16 protein-coding genes are annotated in these 20192 nt (G+C 67.4%); 8 read left to right on the plus strand and 8 right to left on the minus strand.

Annotated elements, in window-relative coordinates; genetic code table 11:
- Positions 1–155: 155 nt before the first annotated feature.
- Together VF649_RS00315 and VF649_RS00320 are read left to right on the plus strand one after the other, a co-directional pair.
- Complete coding sequence (locus VF649_RS00315; RefSeq protein ID WP_331009951.1) at positions 156–1157, plus strand: threonine aldolase family protein; 1002 nt, start codon at positions 156–158, stop codon at positions 1155–1157.
- Between the two features lie 10 nt (positions 1158–1167).
- On the plus strand, positions 1168–2091 hold the full coding sequence (locus VF649_RS00320; RefSeq protein WP_331009952.1) for a DMT family transporter: 924 nt from the start codon (positions 1168–1170) through the stop codon (positions 2089–2091).
- Here VF649_RS00320 and VF649_RS00325 read toward each other — a convergent pair.
- A complete protein-coding gene (locus VF649_RS00325) occupies positions 2016–2846 on the minus strand; it encodes an SDR family NAD(P)-dependent oxidoreductase (RefSeq protein ID WP_331009953.1) in 831 nt (276 codons plus the stop codon). The genes VF649_RS00320 and VF649_RS00325 overlap by 76 nt on opposite strands.
- Positions 2847–2932: 86 nt before the next feature.
- Between VF649_RS00325 and pepN the strand changes: the two genes are divergently transcribed.
- Positions 2933–5518 (plus strand): aminopeptidase N, encoded by a 2586-nt coding sequence (pepN, locus tag VF649_RS00330; RefSeq protein ID WP_331009954.1) that lies wholly within the window; start codon positions 2933–2935, stop codon positions 5516–5518.
- A 42-nt stretch (positions 5519–5560) separates the two neighbouring features.
- Here pepN and VF649_RS00335 read toward each other — a convergent pair whose 3' ends face one another.
- Genes VF649_RS00335 through VF649_RS00350 form a run of 4 tightly spaced genes read right to left on the minus strand, consistent with a single transcriptional unit; the run spans position 5561 to position 9063 of the window.
- A complete protein-coding gene (locus tag VF649_RS00335) occupies positions 5561–6148 on the minus strand; it encodes an ABC-type transport auxiliary lipoprotein family protein (protein ID WP_331009955.1) in 588 nt (195 codons plus the stop codon).
- A gap of 1 nt (position 6149) precedes the next feature.
- On the minus strand, positions 6150–7121 hold the full coding sequence (locus VF649_RS00340) for an MlaD family protein (protein WP_331009956.1): 972 nt from the start codon (positions 7119–7121) through the stop codon (positions 6150–6152).
- Positions 7121–7972: an ABC transporter ATP-binding protein gene (locus tag VF649_RS00345; protein WP_331009957.1), complete on the minus strand. Its 852-nt coding sequence runs from the start codon at positions 7970–7972 to the stop codon at positions 7121–7123. The genes VF649_RS00340 and VF649_RS00345 overlap by 1 nt, the downstream gene beginning before the upstream one ends.
- Positions 7969–9063, minus strand: a complete 1095-nt coding sequence (locus tag VF649_RS00350) for an ABC transporter permease (protein ID WP_331009958.1) — start codon at positions 9061–9063, stop codon at positions 7969–7971. Before VF649_RS00350 ends, VF649_RS00345 begins: the two co-directional genes overlap by 4 nt.
- 129 nt (positions 9064–9192) lie before the next feature.
- Here VF649_RS00350 and VF649_RS00355 point away from each other — a divergent pair, with 129 nt between their 5' ends.
- Positions 9193–9867, plus strand: coding sequence for an HAD-IB family phosphatase (locus VF649_RS00355; RefSeq protein WP_331009959.1), 675 nt, complete (start codon positions 9193–9195; stop codon positions 9865–9867).
- A 100-nt stretch (positions 9868–9967) separates the two neighbouring features.
- Here VF649_RS00355 and ubiB read toward each other — a convergent pair whose 3' ends face one another.
- Positions 9968–11500: a 2-polyprenylphenol 6-hydroxylase gene (gene ubiB / locus VF649_RS00360; RefSeq protein ID WP_331009960.1), complete on the minus strand. Its 1533-nt coding sequence runs from the start codon at positions 11498–11500 to the stop codon at positions 9968–9970.
- A gap of 61 nt (positions 11501–11561) precedes the next feature.
- Positions 11562–12290: a class I SAM-dependent methyltransferase gene (locus tag VF649_RS00365; protein WP_331009961.1), complete on the minus strand. Its 729-nt coding sequence runs from the start codon at positions 12288–12290 to the stop codon at positions 11562–11564.
- A 215-nt stretch (positions 12291–12505) separates the two neighbouring features.
- Between VF649_RS00365 and recO the strand changes: the two genes are divergently transcribed.
- The gene (recO, locus tag VF649_RS00370) at positions 12506–13237 is read left to right on the plus strand and encodes a DNA repair protein RecO (protein ID WP_331009962.1); all 732 of its coding nucleotides are present in this window, start codon (positions 12506–12508) and stop codon (positions 13235–13237) included.
- 39 nt (positions 13238–13276) lie between these two features.
- A complete protein-coding gene (gene leuB / locus VF649_RS00375) occupies positions 13277–14320 on the plus strand; it encodes a 3-isopropylmalate dehydrogenase (RefSeq protein WP_331009963.1) in 1044 nt (347 codons plus the stop codon).
- A 161-nt stretch (positions 14321–14481) separates the two neighbouring features.
- On the opposite strand, the gene VF649_RS00380 is transcribed toward leuB, so the two are convergent.
- On the minus strand, positions 14482–16800 hold the full coding sequence (locus VF649_RS00380; RefSeq protein ID WP_331009964.1) for a TonB-dependent receptor: 2319 nt from the start codon (positions 16798–16800) through the stop codon (positions 14482–14484).
- 201 nt (positions 16801–17001) lie between these two features.
- On the opposite strand from VF649_RS00380, the gene VF649_RS00385 reads away from it, so the two are divergent.
- Positions 17002–18690, plus strand: a complete 1689-nt coding sequence (locus VF649_RS00385) for an AMP-binding protein (protein ID WP_331009965.1) — start codon at positions 17002–17004, stop codon at positions 18688–18690.
- A gap of 204 nt (positions 18691–18894) precedes the next feature.
- Positions 18895–20061: an NF038132 family protein gene (locus VF649_RS00390; RefSeq protein ID WP_331009966.1), complete on the plus strand. Its 1167-nt coding sequence runs from the start codon at positions 18895–18897 to the stop codon at positions 20059–20061.
- Positions 20062–20192 lie beyond the last annotated feature (131 nt).

Consider the following 20192-nt stretch of genomic DNA (forward strand, 5'->3'; position numbering starts at 1 on the left):
GGGAACGCAAGATTGCGGTTTCTGTCGTGACTTTCATCGGACCATTCGCCCCCTTCGTCACCCCGGCGGACGCCGGGATGACGAAGGGGGCGGGAATGACGAAGAAGGGCGGGAACGGACTTTATCGCGGGCGTCGGGACCGATAGAGGCGCAGGATGCGTTTCTTCTCCGACAATGCCGCACCGGCCCATCCCGCCGTTCTCGACGCGATCGTCGCCGCCAATCCGGTCGATACCGCCTATGACGGCGATGCGCTGTCACAGGCGCTGGACACGGCGTTTTCCGAGCTGTTCGAAACGCCGGTGACGGCAATGTGGGTGGCGACGGGTACGGCGGCGAATGCCCTGGCGTTGGCGGCCATGGTGCCGCCGCACGGCGGGGTGCTGTGCCACCGCGATGCGCATATTCAGAATGACGAGGGCGGCGCACCCGAATTCTACACCCATGGCGCCAAGCTGATGCTGATCGACGGGCGCGGGGCGAAGCTGGACCCGGTCGGGGTGGCGGGGGTCGCCGATGCGATCGCCAACGACGTCCACCGGGTGCAGCCGCACGCGTTGTCGATCACCAACGCCACGGAATATGGCCTTGCCTATACGCCGGACGAAGTAGCAGCGCTGGGTGCACTGGCCAAGGCGCGGGGCTGGCGATTCCATATGGACGGGGCCCGCTTTGCCAATGCGGTCGCGCATGTCGGCTGTTCGCCGGCCGAGGTGACCTGGCGAGCGGGAGTCGAGGTGCTGAGTTTCGGCTTCGTGAAGAATGGCGGACTCTCGGCGGAGGCCCTGATCTTCTTCGACCGCACGCTGGCGGCCGATACGCTGCGGCGGCGCAAGCGGGCCGGGCACCTGCTGTCCAAGGGGCGGTTCGCGGCGGCGCAGATCCTGGCGATGCTGCGCGACGGCATCTGGCTGGACAATGCCCATGCCGCCAATGCGGGCGCGGCGGCGCTGGCGCAGGCGGCGGGTGGCCGGCTGTTGCATCCGGTGCAGGCGAACGAGCTGTTCCTGGCGATGACGCCGGACGAGGCGGCGGCGCTGCGGGCGCAGGGGTTCGATTTCTACGACTGGGCGGCGGGGGAAGTGCGGATGGTGGTATCGTGGAGCCAGCCGGCGGCGGAGGTCACGGCGCTGGCCGCGGCGATCGCGGCGCTGTGACGATGACGGCATGACGGCGCCGCCGCTGGGCGCGGCCACGGTCCGGCGCGTGCTGGTGCCGTTCGCGCTGGTCACGCTGATCTGGGGATCGACCTGGCTGGTGATCCGCGACCAGATCGGCGTGGTGCCGGTCAGCTGGTCGGTCACCTATCGCTTCGTCGTGGCGACGGTCGCGATGTTCGCGGTGGCCGTGGCAACGCGGGTGCCGATCCGGATCGGCCGAGGCGGGATCGCGATCGCCGCGCTGGTCGGGGTCTGCCAGTTCTTCGCCAATTTCAACCTGGTCTACCGCGCGGAGGCGGTGGTCACGTCCGGGTTGGTGGCGGTGGTGTTCGGGCTGCTGGTGGTGCCGAATGCGATCCTGGGCCGGGTCCTGCTGGGTCAGTCGCTGTCGCGCCCATTTCTGGCGGGGTCGGCGGTCGCGCTGGTCGGGGTGGCGTTGCTGTTCGATCATGAATTGCGGCAGGCGGGCAGCGGGGCCGATACGCTGGCGGTGGTCGGCGGGATCGCGCTGACCGCCGCCGCGGTGCTGGCCGCATCAATCGCGAACGTCGTCCAGGCGATGCCGGCGGCGCGGCGGTTTCCGGTCCTGCCACTGATCGCGTGGGCGATGTTGTTCGGGACGATCGTGGACGCGCTCTATGCCTGGGCGACGGTCGGTCCGCCGGTGTTCGAGCCGCGCTGGCGCTATGTTGCGGGGATCACCTATCTGGGGCTGGCGGGGTCGGCGCTGGCATTTCCGCTGTATTTCCAGGTGATCCGCACCATCGGGCCGGCGCGTGCCGCCTATTCCAGCGTGCTGGTGCCGATCATCGCGATGGCGCTGTCGACCGCGTTCGAAGGCTATCGCTGGTCGGTTCAGTCCGGTGCGGGGGCGGCGCTGGCGCTGGTCGGGCTGGTGGTGGCGTTGAGGGCGCGCAACCCGGCGCGGTAATCCGGGAAGGCGGGGTGCCAGCCAAGCAGACGCTTCGCCTTGCCGTTGGCGACCCGGCGATTTTCGGCATAGAAGCCGCGCGCCATGGGCGACAGGCCGGCTTCGTCCAGCGTCCGCAGCGGCGGCCAGGGCAGGCCGAGCAGATCGCAGGCATATTCGATCACGTCGTTCTGGCTGGCGGGGCGATCATCCGACAGATTGTAGATGCCGGGCGGCCCGGCAAGACCCGCGACGAGGCCGGCGACGATATCGTCGACATGGACGCGGCTGAACACCTGATCCGGGAGCGCGATGCGGTGGGCATGACCCGACCGGACCCGATCGAGCGCGGAGCGGCCGGGGCCGTAGATGCCGGGCAGGCGGAAGATGCGCGCGTCGGGGAGCGATTGCCACGCGGCATCGGCCGCGGCGCGCGCGTTGCGACGGCCGGTGCCGATCGGCGCGGTCTCATCGACCCAGGCGCCACCGGTATCGCCGTAGACGCCGGTCGAGGAGAGATAGCCGATCCAGCGCGCTTGGCCGAGCGCGTCGCCATAATGATCCAGCACCGGATCATGGCCATCGGCGGGCGGGACCGACGACAGGATATGGGTGGCGACGGCCAGTTCGGCGCGGACCGCGGCCTGATCGTCAAAGGCGAGCGCGTCGGGACCGGCGCCGCGCCGGGTGGCGGCGACGTGCCAGCCCGCCATGCGCAGATGGGCGGCGAAGCGGCTGGCGGTATAGCCGAGGCCGAAGATCAGGAGGCGGGACATGGCGGCCCTTGTCCCGGAAAGGCGCAGCGAGATGCAAGCCTGTTCTGATATTGTGAACCCTTTGCCTCCGGCCTAGTTTCCCGCGCATGGATATTCGCAATCAGCCGCTCGCCGCCCCAGCCATGACCCTGCGCGCCGAGTACCGGCCGCCAGAATGGCAGGTGGCGGAGATCGCGCTGACGTTCGACCTGGACCCGGCCGCCACGCGCGTGACCGGACGGATGGCGGTGGTGCGCAGTTCCGGTACGGGGCCATTGCGGCTGGACGGCGACGGGCTGACCGCGGATGCCGTGCGGGTGGACGGGCAGGACGCGGCCTGGACCATGGCGGACGGGCAGATGCTGATCGACCTGCCCGGCGACGCGCATCAGGTAGACATCGCGGTGGTGATCGCGCCGGAGGCCAATACCCAGTTGATGGGCCTTTATGCATCGGACGGGCTGCTCTGCACCCAGTGCGAGGCGGAGGGGTTTCGGCGGATCATGTTCTTTCCCGACCGGCCCGACGTGCTGGCGCGGTACAGCGTGCGGATGACGGCGGACAAGGCGCTTTATCCGGTGCTGCTGGCGAATGGCGACCATGTCGGCGGCGGCGACCTGCCCGATGGGCGGCACTGGGCCGAATGGCGCGATCCGTTTCCGAAGCCGAGCTATCTGTTCGCGCTGGTGGCGGGCGATCTGGCGGTCAACCGCGATACGTTCGTCACGGGATCGGGCAAGCTGGTCGAACTGGGCATCTGGGTGCGGGCGGACGACCTGCCGAAGACGGCGCACGCGATGCACGCGTTGAAGACCGCAATGGCATGGGACGAGCGTGTCTATGGCCGCGAATATGACCTGGGGGTGTTCAACATCGTCGCGGTCAGCGATTTCAATTTCGGGGCGATGGAGAACAAGGGCCTCAACATCTTCAATTCGCGCTATATCCTGGCCGACGCGGATACGGCGACCGACCTGGATTATGACAATATCGCGACGGTGGTGGCGCATGAATATTTCCACAACTGGTCGGGGAACCGCGTCACCTGTCGCGACTGGTTCCAGCTGTCGTTGAAGGAAGGGTTCACCGTGTTTCGCGATCAGCAGTTCAGCGCGGATCAGGGCTCGGCCGCGGTCAAGCGGATCGAGGATGTCCGCGTGCTGCGCGCCGCGCAATTCCCCGAGGATGGCGGGCCGCTGGCGCATCCGATCCGGCCGGACAGCTATATCGAGATCAGCAATTTCTACACCGCGACGATCTACAACAAGGGTGCGGAGGTGATCCGCATGCTGCACACGATGCTGGGCGCGCAGACGTTCCGGGCCGCATCCGACCTGTATTTCGACCGGCATGACGGGACCGCCGCCACCTGCGAGGATTTCGTGGTGGCGATGGAGGATGCGTCGGGGCGCGACCTGAGCGCGTTTCGCCGCTGGTACGAGCAGGCCGGGACGCCGCGCGTGCATGCCGCGATGGACCATGACGCGCCGGGTGGCCGCGCCCGCCTGCGCCTGCAACAGGTCGTGCCGGCGACGCCGGGACAACCGCACAAGCAGCCGATGCCCTTGCCGCTGCGGATCGCGCTGTTCGGCGCGGTGTCGGGTGCGAAGCTGGTGGAGCAGACGATCCTGTTCGACGGCGCGCATGACGAGATCCTGTTCGACGGGATCGCCGAGCGGCCGATGCTGTCGATCAACCGCGGCTTTTCCGCGCCGGTCACGATCGAGAGCGACCGATCGGCGGCGGACCTGGCGCTGCTGTCGGCGCATGATGACGATCCGTTCGCACGCTATGAGGCGATGCAGCAGCTGATGCTGGATACGCTGGTGACCGATGTGACGACCGGCGCCGCCGATCATGACGCGGTGATCGCCGCGGTGCGGGCGACGCTGGCCGATCCCGCGCTGGAGGCGGCGTTCGTGGCGGAGGCCGTGACCCTGCCATCCGAAGCCTATCTGGGCGATCAGATGCTGGTGGTGGATCCGGAGGCGGTAGCCGGGGCCTGGGACCGGTTGCGGCGTGCGCTGGGCACGGTGCTGATCGACGACTGGCGCGCCGTCTATGCCGCGCAGGGGGTGGACGGCGCCGTCCAGGCCCCGGCGGCCAAGGGCATGCGGCGGCTGCGCGGGGTGGCGCTGGCGTATATCGTGGCATCGGGCGCCGCGGACGGGCCGGCGCTGGCGGCGCGGCAATTCGCCGATGCCGATACCATGACCGACCGCCAGAATGCGCTGACCGCGCTGGCGATGACCGACACGCCGGAACGGGCGGAGGCATTCGCCGCGTTTCACGCGCGGTACAAGGACAATGCGCTGGTGCTGGACAAATGGTTCCAGACGCAGGCGCTGGCCCCGCGTGCCGACACGGTGGCCGTGGTCGAGCGGCTGGCCGCGCACCCGGATTTCGTACTGACCAACCCCAACCGGCTACGGTCGCTGGTGGGGGCGTTCGCGGTCAACCAGCGAGCCTTTCACGACGCGTCGGGCCGGGGGTACCGGTTCCTGGCCGACATGGTGCTGAAGATCGACCGGCTGAATCCGCAGACGGCCGCCAAGCTGGTGCCGCCGCTGGGACGCTGGTCACGGTTCGATGAGGGGCGCGGCGCGCTGATGCGCGCGGAGCTGGACCGGCTGCTGGCGGCGCCGGGCCTGTCGAAGGACGTGTTCGAGCAGGTCAGCAAGAGCCTGGGGTAAGGCAAGCGGGCCCGGGCCCGGATGTGCGCCCGGCCGGCGGGATCAGCCGATCCAGGCCGCGACATCGGCGGCGATCTGGTTCGCGCCCTGGGTCAGCGCGGCGGCGATGGCCGGACCGGTTTCGGCGGTGACGGGCACCCGCGCCTCGAACCGGCGGGACGTGACGGTGGTGCCAGTTCCGCGCGCGAGCGTGGCGTCATAGGTGATGACCGCGTTGCGGCTGGCCGCGTCGAGGCCGAACGCCTGCAATCGCCCGCCGAGCCGGATACCGGGTGTGACATTGGCACCGCGCGGTTCCAGGACGACCCGCCCGGTGCGTGCCGCGATCGTTTCGGCCAGCAGATTGCGGAACAGGCGCGGCGGCGCATCCGACCACATCGCATCCTTCACATAGGCGATTTCGGTCGGCGTGGTGCGGACCGGGATGCGGAGCGCAGCCAGTTCCTGCGGCACGGACGGGACGATGATCTGCACCGCCTGGCCATCGGCGGCGGTCCGCGCGGCGCCCGCGGTGACCTGCGCCGTGGCGGGCAGTGTGAGCAGCGAGCCCGGAACCTTCGGCCCGAAGCTGACGCAGGCGGCCAGCGGCAGGGCGGCGGCGGCGATCAGGAGACAGGAGAGCGGGCGCATGTCATTTCCTCGGCTTGTAATCGGGCAGCTTGCCGCCGCCCACCAGCGCCCCGGCACCGCCGCGATCGAGCTTGTTGGCGACGGCGCTGAGCGACTCCGCCATCTGCGACAGATCGCGGATCAGTTCGTTGGCATTGGGAATGGTGTCGTTGGTCAGCGTCTTGATGCCCGGCCGTGCATCCGCCAGCGTCGCATCCAGCGTGGCGAGGCTTCGTTGCGCGCTGTTCGCGGCCTTGTTGAAATTGGCCATGGCGGGGGCAACGTCGCGCTGCATCACGCCGTTGGTGGTGTCGGCCAGCGCGCCGATCTGCTGCGCTGCGACGCCGGCCTGGCGAATGGCGACCCGGGTTTCGACCAGCGTCTGCGCGATTTCGGGGCCGCGATCCGCCAGCGAGCCCGACAGCCGATCGAGATTGGCGAGGATGTGGCCAATCGAGTTCTGGTTGGCAGGGTTGAGCAGTTGCCCCAGCCGGTCGGTGAGCGTGGTGACGCGTTCCAGCAGCACCGGTGCGGAGTTCAGCAACTGCCCGAGCGCGCCGGGTTTGGTCGGGATCACCGGGAAGCCATCGGGGCAGGCGGGGTCGGGATCGAGATTGGGATTGCACGCGATCGGCGCGGCGCCCTTTACGGCGCCGTCGAGATTGATCTGGCTGACCCCGGTAAAGCCGACGCCGGCGATGGTGGCGGTGGTGCCGCGCAGGACGGGAACGCCCTCCTTCACCTTGATCCGGACGCGCACGAATTCCGGACTGGCGGGCATCAGCGCGATATCCTCGACATTGCCGACCGGCACGCCGGAGAAGGCGACCACCGACCCTTTGGCCAGCCCGTCGACCGAGCTGCGGAAGAAGATGTCGAATTTCTGGTCGTTGGGGCCGGAGAACCCCGCCATCCAGACGAGGAAGCCGAGCGTGATGACGACCAGCGTCAAGACGACGCCCCCCACCAGAACATGGTTGGATCGGTTTTCCATCAGCCCCTCGCGTCCACATCATGATGCGCCGAAGCGGGGCGATCCCGTTCGACGGCTTCTTCGTGCAATGTCTCCGCGCCCTGCGCCGCGGTCCGGCCGCGCGGGCCGTTGAAATATTCCTGGATCCAGGGCTGATCGAGCGCGAGCAGTTCGGGGATCGTGCCGACCGCAACGACCTTTTTATCCGCGATCACCGCCACCCGGTCGCAGATCGCATAGAGCGTGTCGAGATCGTGGGTGATGAGGAAGACGGTCAGGCCGAGCGTCTGTTTCAGGCTCTTGATCAGCGCGTCGAACGCGGCCGCACCGATCGGATCGAGCCCGGCGGTGGGTTCGTCAAGAAACAGCAGTTCGGGATCGAGCGACAGCGCGCGTGCGAGCGCCGCGCGCTTGCGCATGCCGCCCGACAGTTCCGACGGATATTTGGGTCCGGCCTCCGGCCCAAGGCCGGACATCGCGATCTTGTAGGCGGCAATCTCGTCCAGCAGCGTCGCATCGAGCCGGCGATAATATTCGCGCAGCGGCACCTGCACATTTTCGGCGACGGTCAGCGTGGAGAACAGCGCGCCGTTCTGGAACAGCACGCCCCAGCGACGGCGGACATTCTGCGCCTCCGTCTCCTCCCGCCCGATCATGGGTTCGCCGAACACGGTGATGTCGCCCGCGTCCGGTGTCTGGAGTCCGATGATCGAGCGGAGCAGCACCGACTTGCCGGTGCCCGACCCGCCGACGACGCCCAGAATCTCGCCCCGGCGAACATCGAGTTCGAGCCCGTCATGCACGACCTGTTCGCCGAACTGGTTACGGACGCCGCGGACGCGGATCAGGATATCGTCGGCCGCAGCGGTCATACCCAGCCGATCGATGCGAAGAACACCGCGAAGACGGCGTTGATGATGATGACGAGAAAGATCGACTGCACCACGGCGGACGTGGTGCGCAGGCCGACCGATTCCGCGCTGCCCTCCACCTGCATCCCCTGGAAGCAGCCGGCCATGGCAATGATCATGCCGAACACCGGCGCCTTGATCAGGCCGGTCAGCACGTCGGTGATCGGCACGACTTCCCGGATGCGGGTGATGAAGGTGACGGGCGGGATATCGAGCGAGATCCAGGTGAACAGCCCGCCGCCGACCAGCGCGAGCAGCGATGCGTAGAAGCCGAGCAGCGGCATCAGGATGACGGTGGCGAGCACGCGCGGCAGCACCAGCGCCTCCATCGGCGAGACGCCGATCGTGCGCATGGCGTCGACCTCCTCCGCCAGCCGCATCGATCCGATCTGTGCCGCGAAGGCCGAACCGGAGCGGCCGGCGACCATGATCGCGGTCATCAGGACGCCCAGTTCGCGAAAGGTGATACGACCGATCAGGTTGATCGTGAACACCTCCGCCCCGAACTGCCGAAGCTGGATCGCGCCCTGCTGCGCGATGACGACGCCGATCAGGAAGCTCATCAGCCCGACGATGGCGAGGGCCTCGACCCCGACGACCTCGAACTGGCGGGCGACGGCGTTGAAGCGGAACCGGCGCGGATGGCGGAGGACGCCCCAGGCGGCGACCAGCGTGGCACCGAAGAAGCCGGTCAGGCCCAGCAGCGTGTGGCCGGCCTGTGCTACGGCATCGCCCACCTGGCCCAGCACGCGGACGAACGGCGGCGTGCGATCCGGCCGGATCTTCGCGGGTTGATCCGCGGCCGCGACCTGTTCCAGCAGCCGGGCGGTGTTGGCATCCGCACCCTGCACCTCCAGATCATGATCGCGGACCAGACGGTGGATGATCCATGCGCCGACCGTGTCGATCCGATCGATGCCAGACAGGTCGACCGCGCGCGCACCGCCATCGACCGCACCGACGCGTTCGACGACGTCACCCAGCCGGGCGAGCGTCAGCGTCCCGCGGAAGTGGAGGACGCCGTCGTCATTGGTGAATTCCGCCCCGCTCATGCCGGTGGAGCATGGCGGATTGTGGAGGGCGGCGCAAACATCTGTTCGCGATACGCGCCGACACAAGGAAGGTTCCCGATCGGGCGGCGCGATTGCGGTTTCGCCGCGGGATCGGCTACGCGGGCCTGCATGACCGAACTCGCCATCTACGACATGGACCGGACCATCACGCGGACCGGCACCTATACGCCGTTCCTGCTGCATGCCGCCGCCCGGCTGGCGCCGTGGCGGCTGTTGCTGGCGCCGGCGGTGCCGATCGCGATGCTGGCCTATGCAGCCAAGCTGATCGACCGGAAGCGGTTGAAAGAGGTCAACCAGCGCCTGTTGCTGGGCGGGGGCGTGTTGCCGGCGCGGCTGGCGCCGGTGACGGCGTCGTTCGCGGATCGGATACTGAAGGCGAACGTCCATCCGGGCGCGCTGCGGCAGATTGCGGAAGACCGCGCGGCGGGGCGGCGGCTGGTGCTGGCGACCGCATCCTACCGGCTTTATGTCGGCGCGATCGCCGCCCGGCTGGGATTTGACGACGTGATCGCGACCGGGACGATGACGGGGCTGGACGATCGCATCCTGCCGCGGGTGGACGGCGAGAATTGCTACGGTCCGGCCAAGCTGCGGATGATCCTGGCCTGGATGATGACGCAGGGGCTGGACCGCGCGGCGGTGACCGTGCGATTCTATTCCGACCATGTATCGGACGGATGCGTGCTGGATTGGGCGGATGCGCCATTCGCGGTCAATGCCAGCGCCAAGCTGCGGTCGATGGCGCGGGCGAAGGGGTGGCCGCTGCTGGATTGGGGGGTGTGAACCTGGCCTGGCGCCTACCCGGCGGCAACCGGGGTTTCGTCGTGGCTTGAGCTGGGTTCTTCACCGTCGGGAGATCCCGGCGTTCGCCGGGATGACGTGGCTATGTCAGCAGCGTGACCAGCGCGGCGCCGGCGCCGCCGGCGAGCAGGGTGACGAGGACATAGCGCCAGCCGCCGCCGATGCGGACGACCTGCACCTCCCGCAGCGGGGGTGGAGGCGGGGCGGCCCCTTCGGGCGGAAAGCGCGCCTCGATCCGGCGAACGAGTTCGGGAATGCCGGCCAGCGTCTTCAGGTCCGTGGTGAGGCGGTTCGCCAGGAACGCTTCGGGTCCGAGTTCGGAGCGGAGCCAATCCTTCACGAACGGACCGGCCGATTCCCACATGTTGATATCGGGATCGAGCGCGGTCGCGACGCCTTCGACCATCACCATCGTTTTCTGCAGGAGCAGCAGGTGCGGCTGCGTCTGCATGTCGAAATCGCGGGTGATGGCGAACAGGCCGTCGAGCATCTGGCCGACGGACATCTCCTTGACCGACAGGCCGCGCATCGGTTCGCCGACGGCGCGCAGGGCGGTGGCGAATTCATCAATATCGTGATGCGCCGGGACATATTGCGCCTCGAAATGAATCTCCGCGACGCGGCGATAATTGCCGGTGATGAGCCCGTAGAGGATTTCGGCCAGCCAGAAGCGCGCGCGGCGATCGATCCGCCCCATGATCCCGAAATCGATGACCGCCAGTTCGCCGTCATGGGTGGCGAACAGATTGCCCTGATGCATGTCGGCGTGGAAGAATCCTTCCGCGATCGCCTGCCGCAGGAAGGCGCGGAGCAGGATCTGCGCCAGTTTCGCCGGATCATGGCCGGCCGCGATGATCGCGGCGCGGTTCGACAGCTTGATCCCGTCGATCCATTCCAGCGTCATCACCTTGCCGGAGGTGCGTTGCCAGTCGATCGACGGCACCTTGAAATGCGGTTCGGCGGCCATCCGTTCGGCCAGTTCGGACGCGGACGCGGCCTCGCGCCGGAGATCCAGTTCGCGCGCGGTCCAGCGTTTGAAGGTGGCGATGGTCAGACGCGGACGCAGCCTGGCGAGTTCGCCGCCCATCGCCTCCACCTGTGCTGCCGCCCATTCATAGGTTTCGATCGCGCGCGTGAATTCGGCCTCGACACCCGGGCGCAGGATCTTGATCGCGACGGTGCGTCCGTCGGTGGTGACCGCGCGGTGGACCTGCGCGATCGAGGCCGCGCCAACCGGAACGGGATCGATCGACGTGAACAGCGTGGCAATCGGCTTGGCGAAGCTGGCGATGATCTGCGCCTCGATCACGTCGAAGGGAAGCGGGGGCAGCGCGTCCTGCAGCCGCAGCAGATCCTTCGCCGCTTCCTCCCCCACCAGATCGGGCCGGGTGGCGAGCGTCTGGCCGAGCTTGATCGCGGCGGGGCCGATCGCCTCCAGCGCATCGGCGTAGGCCGGCACCTTTGGCACACGCGCGCCGATGCGGGCGATGCGCGCCAGCCGGCGGACCGCCGGCGGCGTCATCGGATCGCGTTCGATCCCGCGCAGCGCGCCGTGGCGGGCGAGGGTTCGGCCCCATTTCAGCAGCCGGTAGAGGTGGACGGCGGGGTGCGTCATGCAATCGTCCGCGCGCCGACCCCGGCCCCCGCGCCCGCCGGGGTGTGCGCCAGGATATCGTTCAAATCTTCCACCCGCTGTGGATCGCGACCAGGCCGCCCAGGATCGGCTCGACCGCGGTGCGCGCAAAGCCGGCGTCGTCGATCATGCGCTGGAACGTCGGCATGTCAGGGAATCGGCGGATCGATTCGATCAGGTAGCGATAGCTGGCCTCGTCATTGGCGAGCAGCTTGCCGAGCTGCGGGACCAGCTTGTGCGAATAGGCGTCGTACACGTCACCAAAGCCGGGCCAGAGCGTCGTCGAGAATTCGAGCACGAAGAAGCGGCCGCCACGGACGAGGACGCGGTGCGCCTCCCGCAGCGCCGCCGGGATATCGGTGACGTTCCGGATGCCGAACGCGATGGTGTAGGCATCGAAATGCCGATCCGGGAAGACCAGGGTTTCGGCATTGGCCTCGGTCCAGACCAGCCCGTCGATCCGGCGCTTGGCCGCGCGTTCCATGCCGACTTCGAGCATGGCGGGGTTGATGTCCGCCACCGTCACCTGCGCGCCCGATTTGTGAAGGCGGAATGCGACGTCGCCGGTGCCGCCGGCCATGTCCAGAATGCGCTCGCCCATGCGCGGTTTCACCCGGCGGACGAAGCGGTCCTTCCACAATCGGTGCATGCCGCCCGACATGGCATCGTTCATCAGATCATATCTGCCGGCGACGTTGCGGAACACGTCGCCGACGCGGGCGGTCTTTTCGGCGGGGTCGATATCGGCGTAGCCGAAGGATACGGTTTCCATCGGCACCGCATAGCGGAGGCGCGTGGCGGGGCATAGCGACCTTTGACAAGCGGCAAGGCCGATCTTCCGAAATCCGTCCGGTGCGAGCCTGTCGAGAACGGCTGAAGGACGGGGTGCGACGGTGGTGGCGGGTTCCCGACGGGCCCGAACCGGACGGAGGTGGGGGCGAGCGTGAGGGGTGGGGGCGCCGTCCGTCTTGTGCCATACCCCCTTGCATGCATCTGACCACCGACGCCATCGTATGCGGCGTGATCCAGCACGGCGAGAGCGGGACGGTGGTGCGGTTGCTGACGCCCGAAGCAGGGATGCAGCCGGGCTATGTGCGGGGCGGGCGATCGCGGCGGTTGCGGCCGGTGCTGGTGCCGGGAAACGTGGTGCGGGCGGACTATCGGTCGCGGACCGAGGACCAGCTGGCGGCGCTGACGGTGGAACTGGTGCGGAGCCGGGCGCCGTTGCTGGCCGAGCCGCTGGCGGCGGCGGCAATCGACTGGACCACCGCGCTGGCCGCGACGGCGTTGCCGGAGGGGCAGGCGTATCCGCGCGTGCACGCCGCACTGGACGGTGTGCTGGCGGCGATCGAAAGCGCGGCGTCGGCGCGGGGCTGGGCGGCGGCGCTGGTGCGGTATGAATATCTGGTGCTGACCGAACTCGGATTCGGGCTCGACCTGTCGGCCTGCGTGGTGACCGGTGCGCGCGACGATCTGGCCTATGTCAGCCCGAAGAGCGGGGCGGCGGTGTCGCGCGCGGCGGGGGCGGGCTATGTCGACCGGCTGTTGCCGCTGCCCGCGTTCCTGATCGACGGCGGGGCGGCGGAATGGGACGCGATTCGCGACGGCCTGCGCCTGACGGGGCATTTTCTGGCACGCGACCTGTTGACCGAGCGGCGGGCGATGGTGCTGGCGGCGCGCGAGCGGTTGATCCTGCGGTTGCAGCGCGCCGGCGCCTGACGCAGAGGGGCCGGGATAGTCGCGAAGAGGAAGACGCCGATGCGGATCGCTGTGTTGCCGGGGGACGGGATCGGGCCGGAGGTGGTGGCCGAGGCACGACGCGTGCTGGATGCGGTGTGCGGCGACGCGCTGTCCTACGAAACCGGGCTGGTCGGCGGTGCCGCCTATCATGCGGTCGGGCATCCGTTGCCGCCGGAGACGCTGGCGCTGGCCGCGCGCGCCGATGCGGTACTGTTCGGCGCGGTCGGCGATCCGCGCTGCGACGCGCTGGAACGCGCGCTCAGGCCCGAACAGGCGATCCTGGGGCTGCGCAAGGCGCTGGGGCTGTTCGCCAATCTGCGGCCGGCACGGTTGTTCCCCGAGCTGGCCGATGCCTCCGCGCTCCGGCCCGAAGTGGCGCGCGCGATCGACATGGTGATCGTGCGCGAGCTGAACGGCGACGTCTATTTCGGCGAAAAGGGGATGCGGACGACCGTGACCGGGCGGCGCGAAGGCTATGACATCATGTCCTATGACGAGGATCAGGTGGCGCGGATCGCGCATGTCGGGTTCCGGACCGCACGCGGGCGCAAAGGCCGGCTCTGTTCGGTCGACAAGGCCAATGTGCTGGAAACGTCGCAACTGTGGCGCGACGTGGTGACCGAGATATCGGCAGAATATCCCGACGTGACGCTGGAGCATATGTATGTCGACAATGCCGCGATGCAGCTGGTGCGCGCGCCGGGGCGGTTCGACGTGATCGTGACCGGCAACCTGTTCGGCGACATCCTGTCGGACCAGGCATCGATGTGCGCGGGATCGATCGGGATGCTGCCGTCGGCATCGATCAATGCCGAGGCCAAGGGGCTGTACGAACCGATCCACGGATCGGCCCCCGACATCGCCGGGCAGGGCAAGGCCAATCCGCTGGCGACGATCCTGTCGGCGGCGATGATGCTGCGCCATTCGCTGCATCGCCCGGCGGACGCCGACCGGATCGAGGCGGCGGTGGCCGCGGCGCTGGCCGGCGGCGCGCGGTCGCCCGACCTGGGGGGCATGATGACGACGCAGGCAATGGGGGATGCGGTGTTGGCTTCGTTGTAACCGGCCTTCCTGCCATTCCTGCTTGGATCAGCAGAACCGAACCTGACCCGTTCATCCCGAGCGAAGTCGAGGGACGTGACACGGCCGCAGCGCGGCGTGTCTCGACTTCGCTCGGGATAACGGATCTATTTGACGGCTCTAAGCGGTACGCGGTCGGTTCATCACCGCAGCTTCACGCCGAGCGAGACGCCGAGGATTCGGGGATCGTTCACGACCGAAGCCATGTAGTTTTCGATGACGCCCTTCAGGTTCTTCTCGTTGGTGATGTTGCGGGCGAACAGCGCGATCTCGTAATTGCCGTCCGGCGTGGTGTAGCCGAGCTTGGCACCGCCTTCGAAGTTGTTCTTCGCGGTGAATTCCGGCGTCTTGTAGAGGACGAGGTTGGTATAGCCCTGCATGTTCCAGTCGGTCGCGACGAACAGGCCGGCGCCGCCGGCGAGCGGGAGATCGTAGCGCGCGGTGAAATCGATATTGTAGCGCGGGGCGTTCGGAAGCGGATTGCCGTCGATCTGGGCGAAAACATTGCCGTTTACGCGGATCGTCGGATCCTGCACCGTGCAGACGACCACGCCATTGAGCGCGCAGACCTGCGCATAGACGTTCCGGTCGCGGATTTCGGTATGAAGCAGGCTGAGCCCCGCCGTCAGCGACAGGTTGCGCACCGGGCGGAGTTCGGCGCTGGCCTCCATGCCGTAAGCCTTGGCCTTGTTCGCGTTGAACAGCACGCCATTCCCGTTGCTGTCATTGCCGTTCAGCTGGATATCGTCGACCGTGTAGGTGAAGGCGGTGGCGTTCAGGCGCAGGCGGTTGTCGAACAGCACGCTCTTGAACCCGGCCTCCCATGACAGGATCGTTTCGCTGTCGGCGGTGGTGAAATCGGCATTGAACACCGCGGAGCGACCCTGGATCGTCGGCCCGCGGAAGCCGCGAGCGACGCGGGCATAGACGCTGAGATCGGGCGTGATCTGGTACAGCGCGCTCAGATCCCAGCTGGGCTGCGTATCCGACAGCCGGACGAAGGTGCGCCCGCGATAGGTGGAGACGTTGGCGACGCTGTTCGCGGTCTTCAGCAGGCGGGTGGTCTTGGTATCCTTGGTCTCGCGTCCGCCCGCGGTCAGGGTGAGCCCGTCGATCAGTTCGTAGCTCAGCTGGCCGAAGGCGGCATAGCTGGTGTTGACGTTGTGCAGGCGGACCCAGTTGTTGGGATTGGCTCCGATCAGGAAGGCGCGCTGGTAGAAGTCGGTGGTGTCGCGGCTGTCGAAATACATGCCGCCAAACTGCCATTTGAACCGCCCGCCGTCGGTGCTGGCGAGGCGGATTTCCTGGGTATATTGATCGAGATCGCGGACCTGACCCTGCGACTGGCCATAGCCGTTCGGGATGCCGCCAACCGGGAAGTTTGTGGCGGCGCCACCGTCCGTATCGCCGCGGCTGTAGCCCGACGTGGTTTCGTAGGCGGTGATCCAGGTGAGCGCGGCGGGACCGAAATCCATCCGCATGTTGAGCGAGCCGCCATAGGTCTTGTACGCCTGCGGATTGTCGCGACCCTCGTCCAGCGCGACCGTGCCGCGATCGACATTGGCGACGCTGTTCGACCCCTTCACGATCGTGCCGCGGCGGAACAGCGTCGACGTGCCGGAATAATCGCGGGCGTGGACGGAGCCGAGGATCGAGAAGCTGTCGGTCGGGGTGAACAGCAGCTGGACGCGCGCATCACGCTCGTCAAAGCCGTTCATCGTATCCTTTTTCGGGGTGACCGTGCCATCGGCGCTGGGGCCGGAATAGATGTTGTCGACCCAGTCGTCGCGGTGCTGGTACAGCCCCGACACGCGGATGGCGAGCTTGTCCTCGATCAGCGGGCCGCCGATGCCGGCATCGAGCGTGACGGTGTTGAAGCTGCCATAGGTGGCGAGCGCGCGGCCCTGCAGCGTCTGCGTCGGGCGGAGCGTATCGAACTTGATGATGCCCGCCGTGGTGTTGCGGCCGAACAGCGAGCCCTGCGGGCCGCGCAGCACCTCGACCTGCGCCACGTCGAACACCGGGTTCGATTTCAAGACGACATGTTCCAGCACGACATCGTCCTGGATGATCGACACCGGCTGTGACGCGCCGAGATAGAAGTCGATATTGCCGAGGCCGCGGATATAGAAGCGCGGGAAGATGCGGCCGGTGGTCGTTTCCGCGTAGAGACCGGGAACGCGGCCCGACAGCGCGAGCAGATCCTCCCCGCCCGATTGCAGATCGCGGAACTGCGCACCGCCGACGACGGAGACCGACAGCGGCACCCGTTGCAGATTTTCGGAGCGGCGTTCGGCGGTGACGACGATGTCCTGCAGACCGGCTTCCGGCGCGGCGTCTGCGCCGGTATCGGCCGTGGCGGTCGCGACGGATGCGGCATCCTGTGCCTGGGCGGCACCGGCAAGGCCCAGCGCGGCAACCGCGACGGACAGCAGGAAGGGACGGGCGGACGCAGTCGACATGTGGAGATTCCCCTTTGGCAGCGTCCCGCCGTTTCGCGGTGGTGACGCCTGGATGAGGGGCGCGGTAGGGGCCGGTTATGGCGGCTTTGTGACAAACTGTTGCCAGCGGAGCAGAGTGTGGCTGCACGGCAACAGATTACATCGATGTTGCGTCCATAAAGCCCTCTTTCCCTCCCCCATCATTCCGTTTACGTCAACGTCATGACCGATGCAGCGATCTGGCAAACCCATTATGTCCACCCCGGCCGCTGGGAGGCGAGCTATGCCCCGATGACCGTGCCGGAGATGGTGGCGGACGCGGTGGCGGCCCGGCCGGGCGCGGTGCTGATCGATTTCCTGGGGCGCGAATATAGCTATGCCGAGACGCTGGCCGGGGCGCGGCGGGTAGCGGCGGGGTTGCAGGCGCTGGGGATCCGGCCGGGCGACCGGATCGGATTGTTCCTGCCCAACGTGCCGCATTATGTCGCCGCTTATTATGGCGCGCTGATGCTGGGTGCGGTGGTGGTCAATTTCTCGCCGCTCTATTCGGTCGAGGAACTGGCGCATCAGGTGGCGGACTCGGGAACGCGATTGCTGTTCACCATTTCCGCGACCGCGTTGCTGCCGACCGCGCTGAAAGTGCTGGAGGCGAGCGCGCTGGAGCGGCTGGTGGTGGGATCGGTGGCCGGCGCGCTGCCGCCGGCCAAATCGGTGCTGTACCGGCTGTTCAAGCGCAAGGAGGTGGCGCCGTTACCCGCCGACCCGCGGATCACGAGCTTTTCCGCGCTGATCGCCAATGACGGGCGGTTTCCGGAACCGGCGATCGATCCGCTGCGCGACGTCGCGCTGATCCAATATACCGGCGGCACCACCGGCAGCCCGAAAGGCGCGATGCTGACCCACCAGAACCTGACCGCCAATGCGCGGCAGGTGGTGGCCGTCGATCCGGAGGCGGGGCAGCCGGACCGGATCGTCGGGGCGCTGCCGCTGTTCCATATCTTCGCCAATGCGTGCGTGCTCAACCGCACGGTGCGCAATGGCGGGACGATGGTGCTGCTGCCGCGGTTCGAAGCGGGCGCCGTGCTGGCGGCGGTGGCGCGGACCAAGGCGACCAGCCTGCCGGGCGTACCGACGATGTACCAGGCGCTGCTGGATCATCCCGATATCGGCAAGACCGATTTCTCGTCGCTGCGCGTCTGCATTTCCGGCGGCGCCCCGTTGCCGGGGACGGTGAAAGCCGCGTTCGAGGCGGCAAGCGGCGCCTTGCTGATCGAAGGCTATGGCCTGACCGAGAGCGGGATCGCGTCGACCAACCCCTATGAGGGTGGGGTGCAGGTCGGCACCATCGGGCAGCCCTTGCCCGCGACCCGGTTCCGGCTGGTCGATCGCGACGATCCGTCGCGCCCCGCACCGGACGGGGAGCCGGGCGAAATCGTGATCCACGGGCCGCAGATCATGATCGGCTATTGGAATCGCCCCGATCTGGATCCGACCACCTTTGCCGACGGCGGGCTGCGCACCGGCGATGTCGGCGTGATCGCGCCCGACGGCTATATCCGGATCGTCGACCGGTTGAAGGACATGATCTCGGTCGGCGGGTTCAAGGTGTTCCCCAGTCGGGTGGAAGCGGTGCTGTACCGCCATCCCGCGGTGCGCGAGGCGATCGTGATCGGCGTGCCCGACGCCTATCAGGGCGAGCGCCCGAAGGCGTTCGTGACCCTGCGCGAGGATGTCACCCCGATCGACGGCGCGGCGTTGCTGGCCTGGCTGAACCCGCTGGTCGGCAAGCATGAGCGCTGCTGCGCGGTGGAGGTGCGGCTGACCCTGCCGAAAACGCTGGTCGGCAAGCTCAGCCGCAAGGAACTGGTCGCGGAGGAAGCGGCGCTGGCGACGCAGGTGTCCGGACAGTGATGTCGGGAGCCGTCCTGCCGCGGTCCTGCAAGCCGGTGCGGTCATAGATTGACGCCTGGGTCGATCTATGACCCGCGCGCTGTCACGTAGTGACACAGTAAACGCGCTCATTATATATTAATTCTTCCTTAGATTGGCCGAATCGGCGGCAGATCGCAGGGGGATATGGTCATGGGGATTCGATCGAAACTATTCGGTACGGCTATGTGCTTAATTTCATTCGCTGGAGCGGCTGACGCGGCGACATGCATCGGCAATTGCGGCACGTCGGCGGATGTGACCGGCCCGAGCGTCGTGGTCGCCGCGCCGATCGGTAACGGCAGCTATGACTGGATCTCCTCCTATCTGGGCCAGGAAGGCGCGGGACAGATTGCAGGCTTCGAAGGCGAGGCGACCAACGGGTCGGAACTGCTGTCCGACACCTTCTACGCTGCCGCCAATTCGGAAGTATCCTTCTTTTTCAATTATGTGACGTCGGATGGCTCCGGCTATGCAGATTACGGCTTCGCGCAACTGATCAACGTGGCCACCGGGGCGGTGACCGCCAACATCTTCACCGCCCGCACCAAGCCGAGCGGCCCGATCGTGCCCGGTCTCGACTTGCCCGCGGTGGAGGCGACGCTCAATCCGGTGTCGGTGCCGATCATTCCCGGCGGACCGATCTGGTCGCCGCTCGGCCCGAATTCCGGGTACTGCTACGATAGCGGCTGTGGCTATACCGGCTGGGTGCAGTCGAGCTACACCGTCCAGGACGCCGGCAGCTACCAGCTCCGTTTCGGGGTGACCAACTGGTCCGATAATAGTGTCGACACCGGCATGGCGTTCAGCGGCCTGTTGTTGAACGATGCGACCATCGGCGACGGGTCAACCGCGGATTCGCCGCTCCTGCCCAGCGAAATCACACCGGACGGCGGGTTTGCGTTCACGTTCACGCCTACGCCGCAGCAACCGGTCTTCATCGATCCGACCTATGCCATCGGCTATACTTACGCGATCGAGACCGGCGACAATGCGATCCTGAGCGTCCTTCTGCCGACCCTCCCGTTCGACAGCGACGGGTATGACATCTACTCGCTGGCGGGTACCCTGCTCGCGTCCGGGGTCTATGACTATGATTTCGCAGGCAGCGGGGTAGCGGGCTTCAAGCTGCTCGACATCGATCTGGCGGCGATGCTGGATCCGACCGATCCCGGCGCGTTCGTGACCGGCCTGACATTCGCGAACAGCAACATCATCACGATGTCGCAGACCCCAATCACCCAATTTGTGGCATCGGTGCCTGAGCCGACCAGCTGGATCATGATGATCCTCGGCTTCGGCTTGGTCGGGGCGGCAGCGCGCCGGAGATCGCGGCCGATTGTCCCGGCTTGATCCGAGCCGCCGTAGGCCACCGCGGTCCTGCGCCCCGGTGGCCTACGGCATCGCCCTCATTCGCTGGGCACCAGTTCGCGTTCGATGGTCATGACCAGCGCATCCGCCTGGGGCAGGGTGTCGGGGGTGAA

Origin of the sequence: Sphingomonas sp., assembly GCF_036387535.1 — a bacterium.
Lineage (GTDB): Bacteria > Pseudomonadota > Alphaproteobacteria > Sphingomonadales > Sphingomonadaceae > Sphingomonas_R.